The sequence below is a fragment of the Pseudomonas sp. genome (assembly GCF_036404235.1).
Lineage (GTDB): Bacteria > Pseudomonadota > Gammaproteobacteria > Pseudomonadales > Pseudomonadaceae > Aquipseudomonas.
The window spans coordinates 1-16114 of record NZ_DASWOT010000148.1 but is presented as its reverse complement, the minus strand read 5'-3'; the positions used below and the strand labels follow the sequence as shown (position 1 = coordinate 16114).

Here is a 16114-nt window from a genome sequence, read left to right as displayed (position 1 = left end):
AAAGGTTGACCGTTGTTAAGACGCTTTCTAGAATCGCTCGACATTTTCGCCTGGAACTATCCCCCAGCCAATGTCGTCATCCATACGCAGAACCTTTAATTCCGACGCATTGACTCGGTTGGCCCAAGCGCTGGCGGTCATCGCGAGCGCTACGTTGGCAGGCTGTCAGACCACCAGTAGCCTGGAGCCCGGCAGTGCCACTCCGGTCGCTAATATCTCGGCCAAGATCAAGCAGAAACCGATTTTCCTTGCCCGTAAACCGACGCCTCAAACGCCGCCTCACGATGTCTGGGAGCGGATTCGCGAAGGTTTCCAACTGCAGGACGGCAACGACCTCAACCCACGCATCGAACAGCAACGGCTGTGGTACGCCAACAACCCCTCCTTCCTGGAAACCGCTGGCGAGCGCGGCAGTTTGTATATGCACTACGTCGTCGAACGCCTGGAAGAGCGCAACATGCCCCTGGAGCTGGCCTTGCTGCCAGTGATCGAAAGCGCCTACAACCCGATGGCCCTGTCGCGCAGCGATGCCGCCGGTATCTGGCAATTCATCCCGTCCACCGGGCGCTATTTCAACCTGCGTCAAACCAACTTCTACGATGGGCGCCGCGACATCACAGCGTCCACCACTGCCGCGCTCGATTACCTGACCCGCCTGCATGACATGTTCAACGGAGACTGGCTGTTGGCGCTCGCGGCCTATAACGCTGGCGAAGGTACTGTGAGCCGCGCCATCGAGCGCAACGACAAGCTGAACCTGCCAACCGATTACTGGAACCTGCCATTGCCACAGGAAACCCGCGACTACGTGCCCAAGCTGCTGGCGCTGTCGCAAGTGGTGATGTCGCCGGAAGCCTACGGGGTCAACCTCAACCCGATCGCCAACCAACCGTATTTCGACGTTGTCGAGCTTAACCAGCGCATGGACCTGTCCAAAGTCGCAGCGATGGCCAACATCGACGAAGACGAGCTGATCCAGCTCAACCCTGCTTTCAAAAAACGCCTGACCATTGACGGTCCGCAGCACTTACTGGTGCCGACTTCCAAATCGCAGTTGTTGACTGCCAGCCTGTCGAACATGAAGCCCGAAGAGTTGATCGACTGGCAGCAATATCGGGTTCGTCCCGGCGACAGCCTGGCCAGTATTGCCAGCCGTTATCAAGTTTCGGCCAACACGCTCAAAGACCTGAACAAGCTCTCCGGCAATCGTTTGAGTCGCGGTCAGACACTGACCATTCCTGTACAACCGGGCATAACACCTGCCCTGCCGGTATTCCAAGAGCTTGCCAGCGAAGACAGCAAACCCACGCGCACACGCACTTACAAAGTGAAGAAAGGCGACAACCTGGTTCAAGTCGCCCGGATCAACAAGGTGGACGTCAAGGATCTGCAACACTGGAACAAACTGTCCGGGCAAAACCTGAAGGTCGGCCAGACGCTGGTCATGCAAGACAACAGCAAGCCTGCAAAAGCCACCATCAGCACACGCGCCATTGCCAGCAACGCGTCCAGCGCGAAAAACCAAGAAAGCGACCAGAAATCCATGCAGTACAAAATCCAGAAAGGCGACTCGCTTTACCTGGTAGCCAAGCGTTTCAATGTCGAGATGCAGCACCTAAAACGCTGGAACCCGCGCAGTGGTCAGGCGCTCAAGCCTGGACAGACGTTGACAGTGTATTTGCCACATTGAGTTCTGAGCTGAATCACACCTGTTGGAGCCAACTTGTTGGCGAGAGCTTGATGCGACGTATCAGGTACGTCGCCTCGCGAACAAGTTCGCTCCTACAGAGGCTCACGGCTAATCCTGAGCACTCTTTTTCCAGTCGATACAAGCTGTTACTGTGACCGACCGCTGCCTGGATCGAACCTCGATTTGATACGCCTTTGCCTGCTGATGTTCAGCCTGGCCTTGAGCACGACAGCCGCCGCCACCATCAGCGAAAGCCATGGTTACGCACAGTTCGGCGTCCTCAAGTACCCGGCCAGTTTTACGCATTTCGACTGGGTCAATCCCGAGGCGCCGAAGACTGGCACCTTAAGAATCATGGCGTTCGGCACGTTTGACACCCTCAACCCCTACACCTTCAAGGGCAGTAGCCCGATCTCGACGCCCAACTTTGGCCAATATGGCATCAGTGAGCTGAACGAGCCGCTGATGGTCGGTACAGGTCAATACGATCCTTCCGGCGACGAGCCGACCTCCAGTTATGGCCTGATCGCTAAATCCGTCGAATACAGCGAAGACCGCAGTTGGGTCGTATTTAACCTGCGCCCCGAAGCAAAGTTTCACGACGGCAAGCCAATTACCGCCTACGACGTCGCGTTTTCCTACAGAACGCTGCTGAAAGATGGCCACCCGCAATACCGTACCGCGCTGCAAGAAGTGCAACGGGTGGACATCCTCAATCGTCACCGCATTCGTTTCGTGTTCAAACGAAGCGGCAACCCATTGTTGATACTGCGTCTGGGCGAGCTGCCAGTCCTGCCACAGCACTACTGGAAGAACCGCGACTTCAAGGCCACCACCTTCACGCCTCCGTTGGGCAGCGGACCATACCGCATCACCCAAGTCCATCCAGGTCGCAGCCTGGTGTTTGAGCGGGTCAAGGATTATTGGGGCAAGGACCTGGCGGTCAATCGCGGCAAGTACAACTTCAATCGCGTTGAAGTCGAGTTCTACCGCGACGCCGACGTGGCGTTCGAAGCCTTCAAGGCCGGCGAATTTGATATCTACATCGAGCACCAGGCAAAAAACTGGTCCACTGGTTACGACTTCCCGGCGCTCGCCAACGGCGAAGTGATCAAGACACAGATCGTCCACAAGATCCCGACGCAGACACAGGGTCTGTTCATGAACACACGGCGCGCCACATTCGCCGATGTGAAAGTGCGCGAAGCCCTCGACCTGATGTTCAACTTCGAGTGGACCAACCGCACCCTGTTCAACAACGCCTACAAGCGCTCGACCAGTTATTACCCGAATAGCGAATTCTCGGCCACCAACCTGCCCATCGGGCGTGAGCTTCTGACCTTGGCGCCTTACCGCGAGCAACTGCCGCCGAGCCTGTTCACCCAGCCATTCGTAGTGTCGCAAACAGACGGTGGCGGCATTCCACGAGATACCATGCGCAAGGCCTTGGGCCTGTTTGCAGGAGCGGGCTGGAGGTTTTCCAATGGACGCCTGGCCGACGGTAACGACCAGCCGTTGCGTTTCGAAATACTCCTGGTCAATCCCAACCTCGAACGAATCCTGCAACCCTACATCGAAGACCTCACGCGTATTGGCATCGATGCACGTTTGCGCACCGTTGATCGCGCACAATACAAACAGCGTCTGGACCAATTCGATTTCGACATGATTTTGATGACACTGAACCAGACCCTGAGCCCTGGCCTGGAGCAATGGCAGTATTTCCATTCAAGCCAGGCCAACATAAAGGGCAGCAAAAACTATGCGGGCGTCGCCAATCCGGTGGTGGATGACCTGCTCAATCAACTGCTCGCCGCAAAAACCCGGGACGACCAGGTCGCCGCAACCAAAGCGCTGGACCGCGTCCTGCTCTGGCAGCACTACATGATTCCCAATTGGTACCTCAACAATCACCGTCTGGCGTACCGTAACCGGTTCGCCATGGTCACTACCCCGCCCTACACCCTGGGCCTGCGTGCGTGGTGGCTCAAACCTTTGGAGAAAACCCGATGACTGCCTTTCGTTCCCTGTTGACGCAGGCTGGCGGCCTGGTCTTGCTGGGTATCGCCTGTTTCTCTCAGGCAGCCCCGGAACACGCCATAACCTTGTACAACGAAGCGCCAAAGTACCCGGCCAATTTCAAGCATTTCGATTACGTAAACCCGGACGCCCCCAAAGGCGGGATCTTCCGTCAAGCCGGCTTTGGGGGGTTCGACAGCCTCAATCCGTTCATCAGCAAAGGTGTGCCCGCCGACGATGTTGGCCTGATCTACGATACGTTGGCGCGCCAGGGTCTGGACGAGCCCTTCACCGAATACGGCCTGATTGCCGGCAAAATCGAAAAGGCCCCAGACAACAGTTGGGTGCGTTTCTATTTACGTCCCGAGGCCCGTTTCAGTGATGGCCATCCGGTTCGCGCCGAAGACGTGGTGTTCAGTTTCCAGACGCTGATCAAAGACGGCTCGCCGCTGTACCGCAGTTACTACGCCGATGTCGACCAGGCAATTGCAGAAGATCCGCTCAAGGTGCTCTTCACGTTCAAGCGCAACGGTAACCGCGAGTTGCCGTTGATTATTGGCCAATTGCCAGTCCTGCCCAAGCATTGGTGGGAAAGCCGCGACTTCGGCAAGGGCAATCTGGAAATTCCGTTGGGCAGCGGGCCATACAAGGTCGTCGAAGTGAAGGCTGGGCGCTCGGTACGCTATGAACGGGTCAAGGATTACTGGGGCAAGGACCTGCCCGTGAACAAAGGCTTCTATAACTTCGACACGCTATCGACGGAGTACTACCGCGATAACACGGTCGCCCTTGAAGCAATGAAAGCTGGCGCCTTCGACTATTGGCTGGAAACCAGCGCGAAAAACTGGGCAACCGCCTACGACACGCCTGCGGTCAGAAACGGCCGGTTGATCCGTGAGGAAATCCCCAACGGCAACCCGCAGGGCATGCAGGGTTTTATCTTCAATCTGCGTAAACCGATGTTCCAGGATGTCCGGGTGCGTCAGGCGCTAAGCCTGTTGCTGGATTTCGAATGGACCAACAAGCAGTTGTTCAACGGTTCGTACACGAGAACCAAGAGCTACTTCGATAACTCCGACATGGGCTCACATGGCCTGCCGTCTCAGGAAGAGCTGAATATCCTCGAACCCCTGCGTGACAAACTCCCGGCTCAAATCTTCACCGAGGCATTCAAACTGCCGGTGACCGATGGCAGCGGGATGATTCGTGAGCAACAGCGCAAGGCTTTCCAGTTGCTCAAGGAAGCCGGCTGGAAAATCGTCGGCGACAAAATGGTCGATACCGAAGGCAAGCCAGTGACCATAGAGTTCTTGCTGGCACAGACCGAGTTCGAGCGCGTCCTATTGCCGTTCAAGCGCAACCTGAGCGACATCGGCATCAACCTGGAAATACGCCGCGTCGACGTCTCGCAGTACATCACCCGCCGCCGCTCACGCGATTACGACATGATCGTCGGCAGTTTTCCGCAATCCAGTTCGCCAGGCAATGAGCAACGCGACTTTTGGGACTCTTCCAGCGCCGATAAACCAGGCAGCTATAACCTGCTGGGCTTAAAGGACCCCGCCATCGACGCCTTGGTCAGTGGCCTGATCAATGCCGATTCGCGACAAAGCCTGATTAACCACACCCGCGCGCTGGACCGTGCGCTGCTGTGGGGGTATTACGTCATTCCTAACTGGCACATCAAGACTTGGCGCGTGGCGTACTGGGACCACATCGGTCATCCGAAAATGTCGCCACTGTACGATGTCGGCAACATGACCTGGTGGGCCAAACCAGACGCCAAACCGGCGATCCCGCTGGACGCCGCGCCCAAGCAGCCTGATGCAGAAGAAGCCACACCGGCGAGCACGGAGCAATAAGATGCTGGCCTATATTCTTCGGCGTTTGTTGCTGATCATCCCGACGCTGCTCGGCATATTGCTCATTAACTTCGTGATCATCCAGGCCGCGCCGGGTGGCCCGGTGGAGCAAATGATCGCCAAGCTGGAAGGCTTCGAAGGCGCCACCAGCCGCATTGCCGGCGGTGGTGCCGAAGTGGCTGTGGCGGGTTCGACTTATCGCGGTGCGCAGGGTTTGGACCCAAGCCTGGTGAAAGAAATCGAGCACATGTATGGCTTCGATAAATCAGCGCCAGAACGTTTGTGGATCATGATCAAGAACTACGCACGACTGGATTTCGGCGACAGCTTTTTCCGTGATGCCAAAGTGATCGATCTGATCGTCGAGAAAATGCCAGTGTCCATTTCCCTCGGGTTGTGGAGCACGCTGATCATGTACCTGGTGTCGATCCCGCTGGGGATTGCCAAGGCCACACGACACGGGAGCCATTTCGACATCTGGACCAGCTCGGCGATCATCGTCGGCTATGCCATCCCGGCGTTTCTATTCGCCATCCTGCTAATCGTGGTGTTCGCCGGCGGCAGTTATTTCGACTGGTTCCCATTGCGCGGGCTGACCTCGAACAACTTCGATGAAATGAGCTGGCTGGGCAAGATCGGGGATTACTTCTGGCATCTGGCGCTGCCGATTACCGCCTTGGTGGTCGGCAACTTTGCCACCATGACGCTGCTCACCAAAAATAGTTTTCTCGACGAAATCGGCAAGCAATACGTGATCACTGCCAAGGCCAAGGGCCTGTCCCAGCATCGCGTGCTGTACGGCCATGTATTCCGTAACGCCATGTTGTTGGTAATCGCGGGCTTCCCGTCGGCGTTCATTGGCATCTTCTTTACCGGCTCGTTGCTGGTGGAAGTGATCTTCTCGCTCGACGGTCTGGGGCTGATGAGCTTCGAAGCCGCGATCAACCGCGATTACCCGGTAGTGTTCGGCACGCTGTTCATTTTCACACTGCTGGGACTCGTGGTGAAACTGATCGGAGACCTTACCTACACGCTGGTTGATCCTCGTATCGACTTCGAAAACAGGGATCATTGATATGACGTTGTCCCCCCTCAATCGACGCCGCTTCGCACGCTTCAAGGCCAACAAGCGCGGCTGGTGGTCACTGTGGCTGTTTCTAATGCTGTTCGGCCTGAGCCTGGGCGCCGAGCTGATCGCCAACGACAAACCGCTGGCAGTGCGCTATGACGGCCAATGGTATTTCCCGGTCTTCGAACGCTACCCGGAAACCACTTTCGGCGGCGAGTTCCCGCTGGAAGCCAACTACAAGAGCCCGTACATCAAGGAGCTGCTGGCAGCCAAGGGCGGCTGGACCTTATGGGCGCCGATCCCTTTCAGCTACCAGAGCATCAACTATGATTTGAAAGTTCCAGCCCCTGCGCCGCCCTCTCGGGATAACCTGCTGGGCACCGATGACCAGGGGCGCGATGTCCTGGCGAGAGTGATCTATGGCTTTCGTGTTTCGGTATTGTTCGCCCTGACGCTGACCGTGCTGAGTTCGATCATCGGGGTCATCGCCGGTGCGCTGCAGGGCTTTTATGGCGGCTGGGTGGATCTGGTGGGCCAGCGCTTCCTGGAGATCTGGTCAGGCTTGCCAGTGTTGTACCTGCTGATCATCCTTGCCAGCTTTGTGCAGCCCAACTTCTGGTGGTTGCTGGGCATCATGTTGCTGTTCTCATGGATGAGTCTGGTGGACGTGGTGCGCGCGGAATTCCTGCGCGGTCGCAACCTGGAATACGTGCGCGCAGCACGAGCGCTAGGCATGGAAAACGGCGCGATTATGTTCCGCCATATCCTGCCTAACGCCATGGTCTCAACCATGACCTTCATGCCGTTCATACTTACCGGCGCGATTGGCACCCTGACCGCGCTGGATTTCCTGGGCTTCGGCCTGCCTGCTGGCTCACCCTCCCTGGGTGAACTGGTGGCTCAGGGCAAATCCAACCTGCAGGCACCTTGGCTGGGTATCAGCGCCTTCGCCGTACTGGCGCTGATGTTGAGTTTGCTGGTGTTTATCGGCGAATCCGCCCGCGACGCGTTCGATCCAAGGAAATAAAATGAAGCAGGACAATCTGATCGAAATCCGCGACCTGGCCGTCGAGTTCGTCACCGGCGAGCACAAGCAGCGCGTGGTCGACGGTGTCAGTTTCGACATTCGCAAGGGGGAAACACTGGCACTGGTGGGAGAAAGCGGCTCCGGCAAATCCGTCACCGCGCACTCTATTTTGCGACTGCTGCCCTACCCGCTGGCCAGCCATCCCAGTGGCACGATTCGCTATGCCGGCCACGACATGCTGACCGCCAGCGAGAAGCGCCTGCGGGCAATTCGTGGCAATCACATCGCGATGATTTTTCAAGAACCGATGACCTCGTTGAATCCCTTGCAGTCGATCGAAAAGCAGATCAACGAAGTGCTCGGTCTACATAAGGGGTTGACCGGCAAGGCGGCCACTTCGCGCACACTGGAGCTGCTGGAACTGGTAGGCATTCCCGAGCCACACAAACGCCTCAAAGCCCTGCCACACGAACTTTCAGGCGGGCAACGGCAACGCGTGATGATCGCGATGGCGCTGGCCAACGAACCAGAGCTGCTGATCGCCGATGAGCCGACCACCGCGCTTGATGTCACGGTGCAGCTTAAAATCCTAAAACTGCTCAAGGAACTGCAAGGCCGCCTTGGCATGGCATTGCTGCTGATCAGCCACGATTTAAACCTGGTGCGACAAATAGCCAACCGAGTATGTGTCATGCAGCGCGGTTGCATCGTCGAACAGGCATCGTGCGAAGAGCTGTTCCGTGCGCCGCAGCATCCGTACACCAAAGAACTGCTCAGTGCCGAGCCCAAAGGTGGCCCTGCGAATAACATTCCGGGCGCGCCAATGCTGGAAGTCGAGAACCTGCGGGTATGGTTCCCGATCAAGAAAGGCCTGTTCAAACGCACGGTCGACTACATCAAAGCAGTCGATGGTATTCACTTCAGCCTGCCCAAGGGTCAAACCCTGGGCATCGTCGGTGAAAGCGGTTCAGGCAAATCGACGCTGGGCCTGGCAATTCTTCGGCTGATCGCAAGCCAGGGCGACATACGCTTTCAGGGCAAGCCGCTAGACTCCCTGACGCAGCAGCAGGTTCGCCCGCTGCGGCGACAGATGCAGGTGGTGTTTCAGGACCCGTTTGGTAGCCTGAGCCCGCGTATGTCGGTGTGCGATATCGTTGGCGAAGGCCTGCGTATCCACAAGATGGGCACGCCAGTGGAACAAGAGTCGGCAGTCATCGAAGCGCTCAAGGAGGTAGGCCTGGATCCGGACACCCGGCACCGCTACCCCCATGAATTTTCCGGTGGACAGCGGCAAAGAATCGCCATCGCTCGGGCAATAGTGTTAAAACCGGCGCTGATTTTGTTGGACGAGCCCACTTCGGCGCTCGACCGCACCGTTCAGCGTCAAGTAGTGGAGCTGCTGCGCTCGCTGCAGATCAAGTACAACCTGACGTATTTGTTTATCAGCCATGACCTGGCGGTAGTCAAAGCGCTGAGCCACCAACTGATGGTGGTCAAGCAAGGCCAAGTGGTCGAACAGGGTGCAGCGGAGGATATCTTCGCCGCACCGAAACATCCTTATACACAGCAACTGCTGGAAGCCGCCTTTTTGGTGCCGGCAGTTGTCGATTAACCTGATAGAGGAACAACACATGGGTTTTCTCGCCGGTAAGCGCGTCCTGATCGTCGGTGTCGCCAGCAAGCTGTCCATCGCATCCGGCATTGCTGCCGCCATGCATCGCGAGGGCGCTGAGCTTGCCTTCACCTACCAGAACGAAAAACTCAAAGGCCGCGTCGAAGAGTTCGCACAAGGCTGGGGCTCCAACCCTGAGCTGTGCTTCCCTTGCGACGTGGCCAGCGACGAAGAAATCGCCAAGGTCTTCGAAGCCCTCAGCAAGAAGTGGGACGGCCTGGACGTCATCGTTCACTCGGTAGGCTTCGCCCCGGGCGACCAGTTGGATGGCGACTTCACCGAAGCCACCACCCGCGAAGGCTTCCGCATCGCCCACGATATCAGCGCCTACAGCTTCGTTGCATTGGCCAAGGCCGGTCGCGAAATGATGAAAGGCCGCAACGGCAGCCTGTTGACCCTGTCGTACCTGGGCGCAGAGCGCACTATGCCGAACTACAACGTCATGGGCATGGCCAAGGCCAGCCTGGAAGCCGGTGTACGTTATCTGGCAGGCAGCCTGGGTCCGGAAGGCACTCGCGTCAACGCTGTATCGGCTGGTCCGATCCGCACCCTCGCCGCTTCCGGCATCAAGAACTTCCGCAAGATGCTGGCGGCCAACGAAGCGCAGACGCCATTGCGCCGTAACGTCACCATCGACGAAGTCGGCAATGCGGGCGCATTCCTGTGCTCGGACCTTGCTTCAGGCATCAGCGGTGAAATCATGTACGTCGACGGCGGTTTCAACACCACGGCGATGGGTAACATCGAAGAGTGATGTGATTGAGCGCCAAGCCCGGCGTTGTCCGTGCTGACGCACTCGGTTCACACATGTGACAGAAAGGAGGCGGATTTACATCCGCCGTCCTTTCACACCACTGTACATAAGGTGTCGTGTACGGCGATGCAGGTTACGCGGCTAAGCCGGTTTACCTTATCGAATGCCAAGTCGTGTCGTTTATGCACGCCCACAGTGGGCGACGGGAGCACTTCATTGATCCCGTCTTCAGACAGTTGAAGCCTCTGTCCAATTGATCCAACCGAATAACCAAGTCGCCAGTATCAGCAAGCCAAACGCAATCCGGTACCAGGCAAACACTGCGTAACTATGGCTGGCGATAAACTTCAGCAACCCGCGCACAGTGATCATCGCGAAAAGAAACGCCGTTACGAATCCCAGCACAAACACTGGGAGGTCTTCAGCCTGAAACAGATCCCGATATTTGTAGCCCGAATAGGCCGCGGCGCCCACCATGGTCGGGATTGCCAGGAAGAACGAAAACTCAGTGGCTGCCGTGCGTGAAAGACCAAAAAGCAGCCCGCCGATAATAGTCGACCCGGAGCGTGAGGTGCCCGGGATCATCGCCAGGCACTGTGCAAAGCCTACCTTGAGCGCATCAGTCCAGCGCATGTCATCAATGTGATCGACGCTTATTACATGTTCCCGACGCTCAGCCCATAACATAATGACTCCACCCAATACCAAGGCCATCGCCACCGTGATCGGGTTAAATAAATACTCGTGAATTTTATCGGCGAACATCACCCCCAACACGAGCGCCGGAAAAAACCCGATAATTAGGTTGAAAGTAAACCGTTGCGCGGTGCGTTGAGTTGGCAAGCCTTTGACGACCCATAGGATCTTTGGACGAAACTCCCAAACGACGGCGAGAATAGCCCCCAACTGAATAATTATGTTAAATGCCATCGCTCGCTCACCGCCAAAATCAAGCAAGTCTGCAACGATAATCTGATGACCAGTGCTTGAGATCGGTAAAAACTCGGTAAGCCCCTCCACCGCACCTAAAATCAATACTTTAACGATATTAAAAAACTCCATCAATCACCCCGCCAGCCCCTTTTAAATTGAGAATTTAATAATTATTTTTTCACATAAACCAGATGCACTAATACACCAGCACTCTATCTCCGATTAGTATAAGTACGTAGTAAATTAATTATTAGCTGCACGTGTCAATCACTTATATGGGCAGCACTGCAGAATAAGTCGAATCAAGTCATACACTCAACCCCCCTGTTAGCAATTGTCGAACTTAATGCTTGCCAGCGAGTTATATCGACACCACGCGGACCTCAAGCTAACACTTGACTTTTTCCCCAACCCACCTATCTCCCCATATTCAACATGGCTATTTCACATGACACACTATGGATACATACCGCAGAACAATTGCATATTGCCAGTACCTATACAGCCTCTGGCAGGCTCGATGTAGCAGCGACAGAAAATAATGGGAGAAACCCGCAGCAACGTTAGAAAACCCTTGAATACCGCCAGAGAAAGCCGTGAAATGTTACCAATTGTCAGTCACAGACGATAACTAGTGCTTTAACATCCTATTGCCAGTACCTATTTCGAGCCAAAGCATGATGCTTACAAGGAATTCAACGCTTAGAAGCCACCACCAGGCAAATGAACAAGCGGGTGTCCTCGCCATTGGCCGTACCCGTAGTGTTGCTGAACACTTTAGAACATTAGTCGCTGCCCATGTGCATAGCGACACCCCTATTGATGTTTCCTGCTACGGCAATTCATCTAAGAAGAACAAAAATCTTGGTTCGTACAGAGCAATTTTTGTCATCATTGACAGCCCTCATTTATTCGATGAAAGCCTTGCAGTGGTGGAGAGTCTTCGCAGTGAAAATTTAAAGCTCATCATCTGCGTGGTCCTCTCAGGCAAAGGTACCTACAGCAAGATGAAGTATTACCTTGCAGGCGCCGACTATTGTATCAAGCACTCGACATTGTCCGATGACGGCACAGATGCTCTTGCAGAATTTTTCAGTAGCGAAGAATGGCAAAGAGACATCAACCTAGTGTTGGATCCGACGCGTATATGCCTGCTCGGCACGTCAAAGAAGCTAGACATTACCTTCTCCGAAATGGAAATTCTTGAGGCGTTTTCTCAAACTAAAAACTGCATATTAAGCCATGATGAAATCGCAAAAATCATGGGCCTTAATATAAATTTTTACGACCCCAGGGCTTTAGAAAAGTCTATAAGCCGCCTGCGCGGAAAAATAAAAGATATGTATGGAACCAACGCCATTCAGAGTATTCGCGGACATGGATACCGATTGATTAGGGGGCTTATCTCGACAGCCTACCTCTTACTGTGTGTAGGAGTTTTTCCATGAGTGTGACCGAGTGCATATCTGCTTCCAATTACGTGAACCACTATCTGACTCGGCAGGTGATCCTGGCAAGAGACGACAGCCCTTTCGGTAGTGAGATAAGGGTCCAATTTGACGCCAACTCATATCTTTCCACTGATCCAGTGTGGAAGCCCTCTGCTGGTCAGATGAGTGAAATCTACAGCAACGTCCTCATCCAGACTCAACTCACCGCCCTTTCGCTGAAAGAACAAAACACGAACAGCCAAAAAAAATATTTGCACAAACGATTTGTTGGTATTGAACAGCCAGACCTTATCAGTACTGTACTGACAGAAGAGTTAATACGAACCCATGAGACCCTCCGCAATTTAGGGCAGACATTGGTCATCACGCTGACCGAATTGCCGCTCTGGGCAGCCAGTGTCAAAAATAAAAAGAAGATCCTCCGTAATGTGTATCTCTTGAAAGATTACGGCGTGGAAATCGCCTTCGATGGCTACAATCTCCACGGAGAGGCGATTGAAATTTTTACAACCCTTAACTTATTGAATTACATAAGAACATCAGTTTTATCCCTCGACCGGAGCCTAAAGTCAAACTGCAATCCTGATTTATTTAATCAGATACATGACGTCATGGTTACACTGACTCATAACAATAAAATTTCTTTTATCGCTGACCGAGTCGAGCACGCTGCGAGCCATATATTGGCACGGGCTTTGCCATTTGATTACTTTCAAGGGAGCCATTACTCCCCTGCCGATAACCTTTGAGCCAAAACCGGCCATGCAGTAAAGGAGAGAGAAATGGAAATCAGCACGCCCCTCCGTAAAAAATATTTTGTAGTGGTAACTCATAGTTCAGCTTCACAAATGGAACTGGAAAGCATACTGTCCAGCAAACGGTACAAATCGTTCGGCACCTCTCAGGCAAAGATGTTTATTGAGGGAATATCGCAGCCGACTTCCCCTCCCATGCGTATGGAATTTACGTATCCAAATATAGAGCAAAAAAACATTCCATTGCTTATTAAACATGACACCGAGCAAATATTATCAACCTTGGAGTATGAGTGGCTGGCTGCTCACTCTGAAAATCTGCTCAACAGTTTCATCTCAGTCGTTGATGAGACCAGAAGTATCACTCAAGAATTTATCTCCAGTCAGGCGAATGCACTGTCAACCGATAAGGATACCTGGCAGCTTAATACTAATACCAACATCCTGATCAGGGAAAATATCGAGATCGCCTTAACTGGACTGGAGGTCACCCTGGTTAAAAGACTGTTGGACGGTGACGAACGGGTCGTCAGTAAAGACGAACTCGTAAAGAGTATCGGCAGAGAGCCGGAACTGTATCGCGGCCTCGAAATGTGCTTAAGCCGACTACAGGATAAATTCAAGAGCGCCAGTAATGGTGAGCGACTATTCAGAGCTGTCCGTAATCGTGGCTACTGCCTTATTCAGAATGTACTGTTGGATAAAATCCCACCCGAGCTTATGGAATAATCGTATCCATTCCATGAACACTACATTCAAATCCGACAGTGGACCCCGAAGCTGTGCTCCCGATTTCTTTCCGGAGCCAGCGCGGCATAATGCAATCCGGCGGCAACGTCGAAAGCGGTACTGTTATCCCAAGCCCGTGGACTTCCGGAAATACATCGGCGGTCTGGCCGCCTTGGTCAAGCCAACTATCAAGGCGGTCGTGCTCTACTCCATGCGAGCCTTTCGTCTGTATTAACCTCAAACAGTAAGGTTGTTAAAACTTCTGCGTGCTCCGTCGTTTGGAATGCAACTTGACCTTATCGACCATTTTTAACATAGCCTACCAATCCTGACTTTTCCTCACCTGCACGTTATAAGTCGTCAGACACCGTCATAATTAATAAATTAGTCTATTCATTGACGGCAGTTCCGCCTGTTAGCGACATGACTGTCCGCGCAATAACTTCATAAAAATAAAAACAATTGCTTAGACAGCTCGGAGCTCGCCTGACGACATCTGAACGGGCTTCTTTTGGGGATATCGCATGGATACCAATCTTCATATGAATCGAAATACTGGTCTCAAAGGGCTGACCTTTTGGGGACAGTGGTCACTTGCTATGGGCCTAGTTGTCACACTGTTATTTATATTAGTTTATAAACAGACAGGGACGGTAGAGTTCTACTATCGAGTGTGCGCAACACTGACAATATTGGCTTCGGTTCCAGCGTATTCATGGTGTGGTGTTTATGCAAAAAGAGATAGCTACCTGACAGGTCTTGGACGACTTTTTTTAGGTTGGACAATGACATTGGCTGCATTGGCCTGTGTTGCCTTCGTCTGTAAGGCCAACGAACTCTTTTCTCGTGAAATCATCCTGATATGGGCAGTCTGCGGCTACATTGGGCAGGGACTGCTTTACGTTCCCTTGCATGGGTTCTCTCAGTACTATCAGCGGTTACGTCAAAGAGGGCATAACACGCTGATTGTGGGCACTGGAGAGCTGGCATTTGGACTGGCCAGGAAGCTGCGTACGCTTGAACACTTCCCATTGGTCGGCTTGGTCAGTACCGACGCCAATCCTCCACAGGAAGTGGGTAGCCCACGTATCGTGGGGGTACAGGAACAACTGCTTGAACTGATCAAAATACATGACATACGTCGTTTGTATATTACGTTGCCGCTTAGTGAAGCCGCAAAAATCGAAGCAATGTACATCGATTTACTGGGTGCGAACGTCGACGTGGTGTGGGTACCAGATTTGAACAGTCTGACCCTGCTCAATCATTCTGTGAGAGTGGTGGACGGCCTGCCGGCGATCTACTTGAATGAAAGCCCGTTGACCAGTCGGCCCACTGCCGCACTGAGCAAAAGCCTGCTGGAAAAAAGCGTGGCGCTGTTGGCAATTGTGCTGTTAAGCCCTCTGCTATTGCTCATTGCGCTGGCCGTAAAACTCAGTTCCCCTGGCCCGATATTCTTCAAACAAGACCGTCATGGCTGGAATGGCAAGGTTATTCAGGTCTGGAAATTTCGTTCGATGCGCGTGCATGACGACATTGAGGTCAAACAGGCCAGTCGCCACGACTCGCGTATCACCGGGGTCGGACGCTTTATCCGTCGCACCTCGATCGATGAACTGCCGCAGTTGTTCAATGTGTTGCAAGGCCATATGGCACTGGTCGGGCCCCGGCCGCACGCCGTCGCACACAACGATTACTACTCCGGAAAAATTCTCGCCTACATGGCTCGCCATCGAATCAAACCTGGCATCACCGGGCTGGCGCAAATCAATGGTTGCCGTGGCGAAACCGACACCATCGACAAGATGCAAAAACGCGTCGAAATCGACCTTAAGTACATCAATAACTGGTCGCTATGGTTGGACCTGAAAATCCTGGTCAAAACCCCTTTCACCTTGTTGTCAAAAGACATTTATTGATAACGCTGGCAACGCAGCTGTTGATAAAAACCCAATGACACATTGTGTGTTAACCATGTAAAAAGGGGACGAAAGTCCCCTTTTTTATGAGCGTTGTCCCGTCCTGAATAAGGTTTACACCTTCTGATCTATTTTCAGGAGGGCGTAATGGAATCAGCAAAAAGGCGTAGTCAGCGAGACTACACGCTGACTTTTAAATTGTCGGTCGTCGACCAAGTCGAAAAAGGCGAGCTG

12 protein-coding genes are annotated in these 16114 nt (G+C 53.7%); 11 read left to right on the top strand and 1 reads right to left on the bottom strand.

Going from position 1 to position 16114, the window contains the following annotated elements; all coding sequences use genetic code 11:
* Positions 1 to 70: 70 nt before the first annotated feature.
* From VGC62_RS18425 to fabI, 7 genes are all read left to right on the top strand, one after another.
* Positions 71 to 1690 (top strand): LysM peptidoglycan-binding domain-containing protein, encoded by a 1620-nt coding sequence (locus VGC62_RS18425; RefSeq protein WP_331188514.1) that lies wholly within the window; start codon positions 71 to 73, stop codon positions 1688 to 1690.
* A 204-nt stretch (positions 1691 to 1894) separates the two neighbouring features.
* Positions 1895 to 3703: an extracellular solute-binding protein gene (locus tag VGC62_RS18420; RefSeq protein WP_414705823.1), complete on the top strand. Its 1809-nt coding sequence runs from the start codon at positions 1895 to 1897 to the stop codon at positions 3701 to 3703.
* Positions 3700 to 5571, top strand: coding sequence for an extracellular solute-binding protein (locus VGC62_RS18415; protein ID WP_331188512.1), 1872 nt, complete (start codon positions 3700 to 3702; stop codon positions 5569 to 5571). The genes VGC62_RS18420 and VGC62_RS18415 overlap by 4 nt, the downstream gene beginning before the upstream one ends.
* 1 nt (position 5572) lies before the next feature.
* The gene (locus tag VGC62_RS18410) at positions 5573 to 6646 is read left to right on the top strand and encodes a microcin C ABC transporter permease YejB (RefSeq protein WP_331188511.1); all 1074 of its coding nucleotides are present in this window, start codon (positions 5573 to 5575) and stop codon (positions 6644 to 6646) included.
* A 1-nt stretch (position 6647) separates the two neighbouring features.
* Positions 6648 to 7667 (top strand): ABC transporter permease, encoded by a 1020-nt coding sequence (locus tag VGC62_RS18405; RefSeq protein ID WP_331188510.1) that lies wholly within the window; start codon positions 6648 to 6650, stop codon positions 7665 to 7667.
* A gap of 1 nt (position 7668) precedes the next feature.
* Positions 7669 to 9279, top strand: coding sequence for an ABC transporter ATP-binding protein (locus tag VGC62_RS18400; protein WP_331188509.1), 1611 nt, complete (start codon positions 7669 to 7671; stop codon positions 9277 to 9279).
* A 19-nt stretch (positions 9280 to 9298) separates the two neighbouring features.
* A complete protein-coding gene (gene fabI / locus VGC62_RS18395; protein ID WP_331188508.1) occupies positions 9299 to 10093 on the top strand; it encodes an enoyl-ACP reductase FabI in 795 nt (264 codons plus the stop codon).
* Positions 10094 to 10321: 228 nt separating this feature from the next.
* On the opposite strand, the gene VGC62_RS18390 is transcribed toward fabI, so the two are convergent.
* On the bottom strand, positions 10322 to 11155 hold the full coding sequence (locus VGC62_RS18390; RefSeq protein WP_331188507.1) for an undecaprenyl-diphosphate phosphatase: 834 nt from the start codon (positions 11153 to 11155) through the stop codon (positions 10322 to 10324).
* Between the two features lie 548 nt (positions 11156 to 11703).
* Between VGC62_RS18390 and VGC62_RS18385 the strand changes: the two genes are divergently transcribed.
* The 4 genes from VGC62_RS18385 (at position 11704) to VGC62_RS18370 (ending at position 15880) form a co-directional block, all read left to right on the top strand.
* Entirely contained in the window at positions 11704 to 12474 is a 771-nt protein-coding gene (locus VGC62_RS18385; protein ID WP_331188506.1) for a winged helix-turn-helix domain-containing protein, read from the top strand.
* Positions 12471 to 13226, top strand: a complete 756-nt coding sequence (locus VGC62_RS18380; RefSeq protein ID WP_331188505.1) for an EAL domain-containing protein — start codon at positions 12471 to 12473, stop codon at positions 13224 to 13226. The genes VGC62_RS18385 and VGC62_RS18380 overlap by 4 nt, the downstream gene beginning before the upstream one ends.
* A gap of 33 nt (positions 13227 to 13259) precedes the next feature.
* Complete coding sequence (locus VGC62_RS18375) at positions 13260 to 13961, top strand: winged helix-turn-helix domain-containing protein (RefSeq protein WP_331188504.1); 702 nt, start codon at positions 13260 to 13262, stop codon at positions 13959 to 13961.
* Between the two features lie 524 nt (positions 13962 to 14485).
* Positions 14486 to 15880: an undecaprenyl-phosphate glucose phosphotransferase gene (locus tag VGC62_RS18370; protein WP_331188503.1), complete on the top strand. Its 1395-nt coding sequence runs from the start codon at positions 14486 to 14488 to the stop codon at positions 15878 to 15880.
* Positions 15881 to 16114 lie beyond the last annotated feature (234 nt).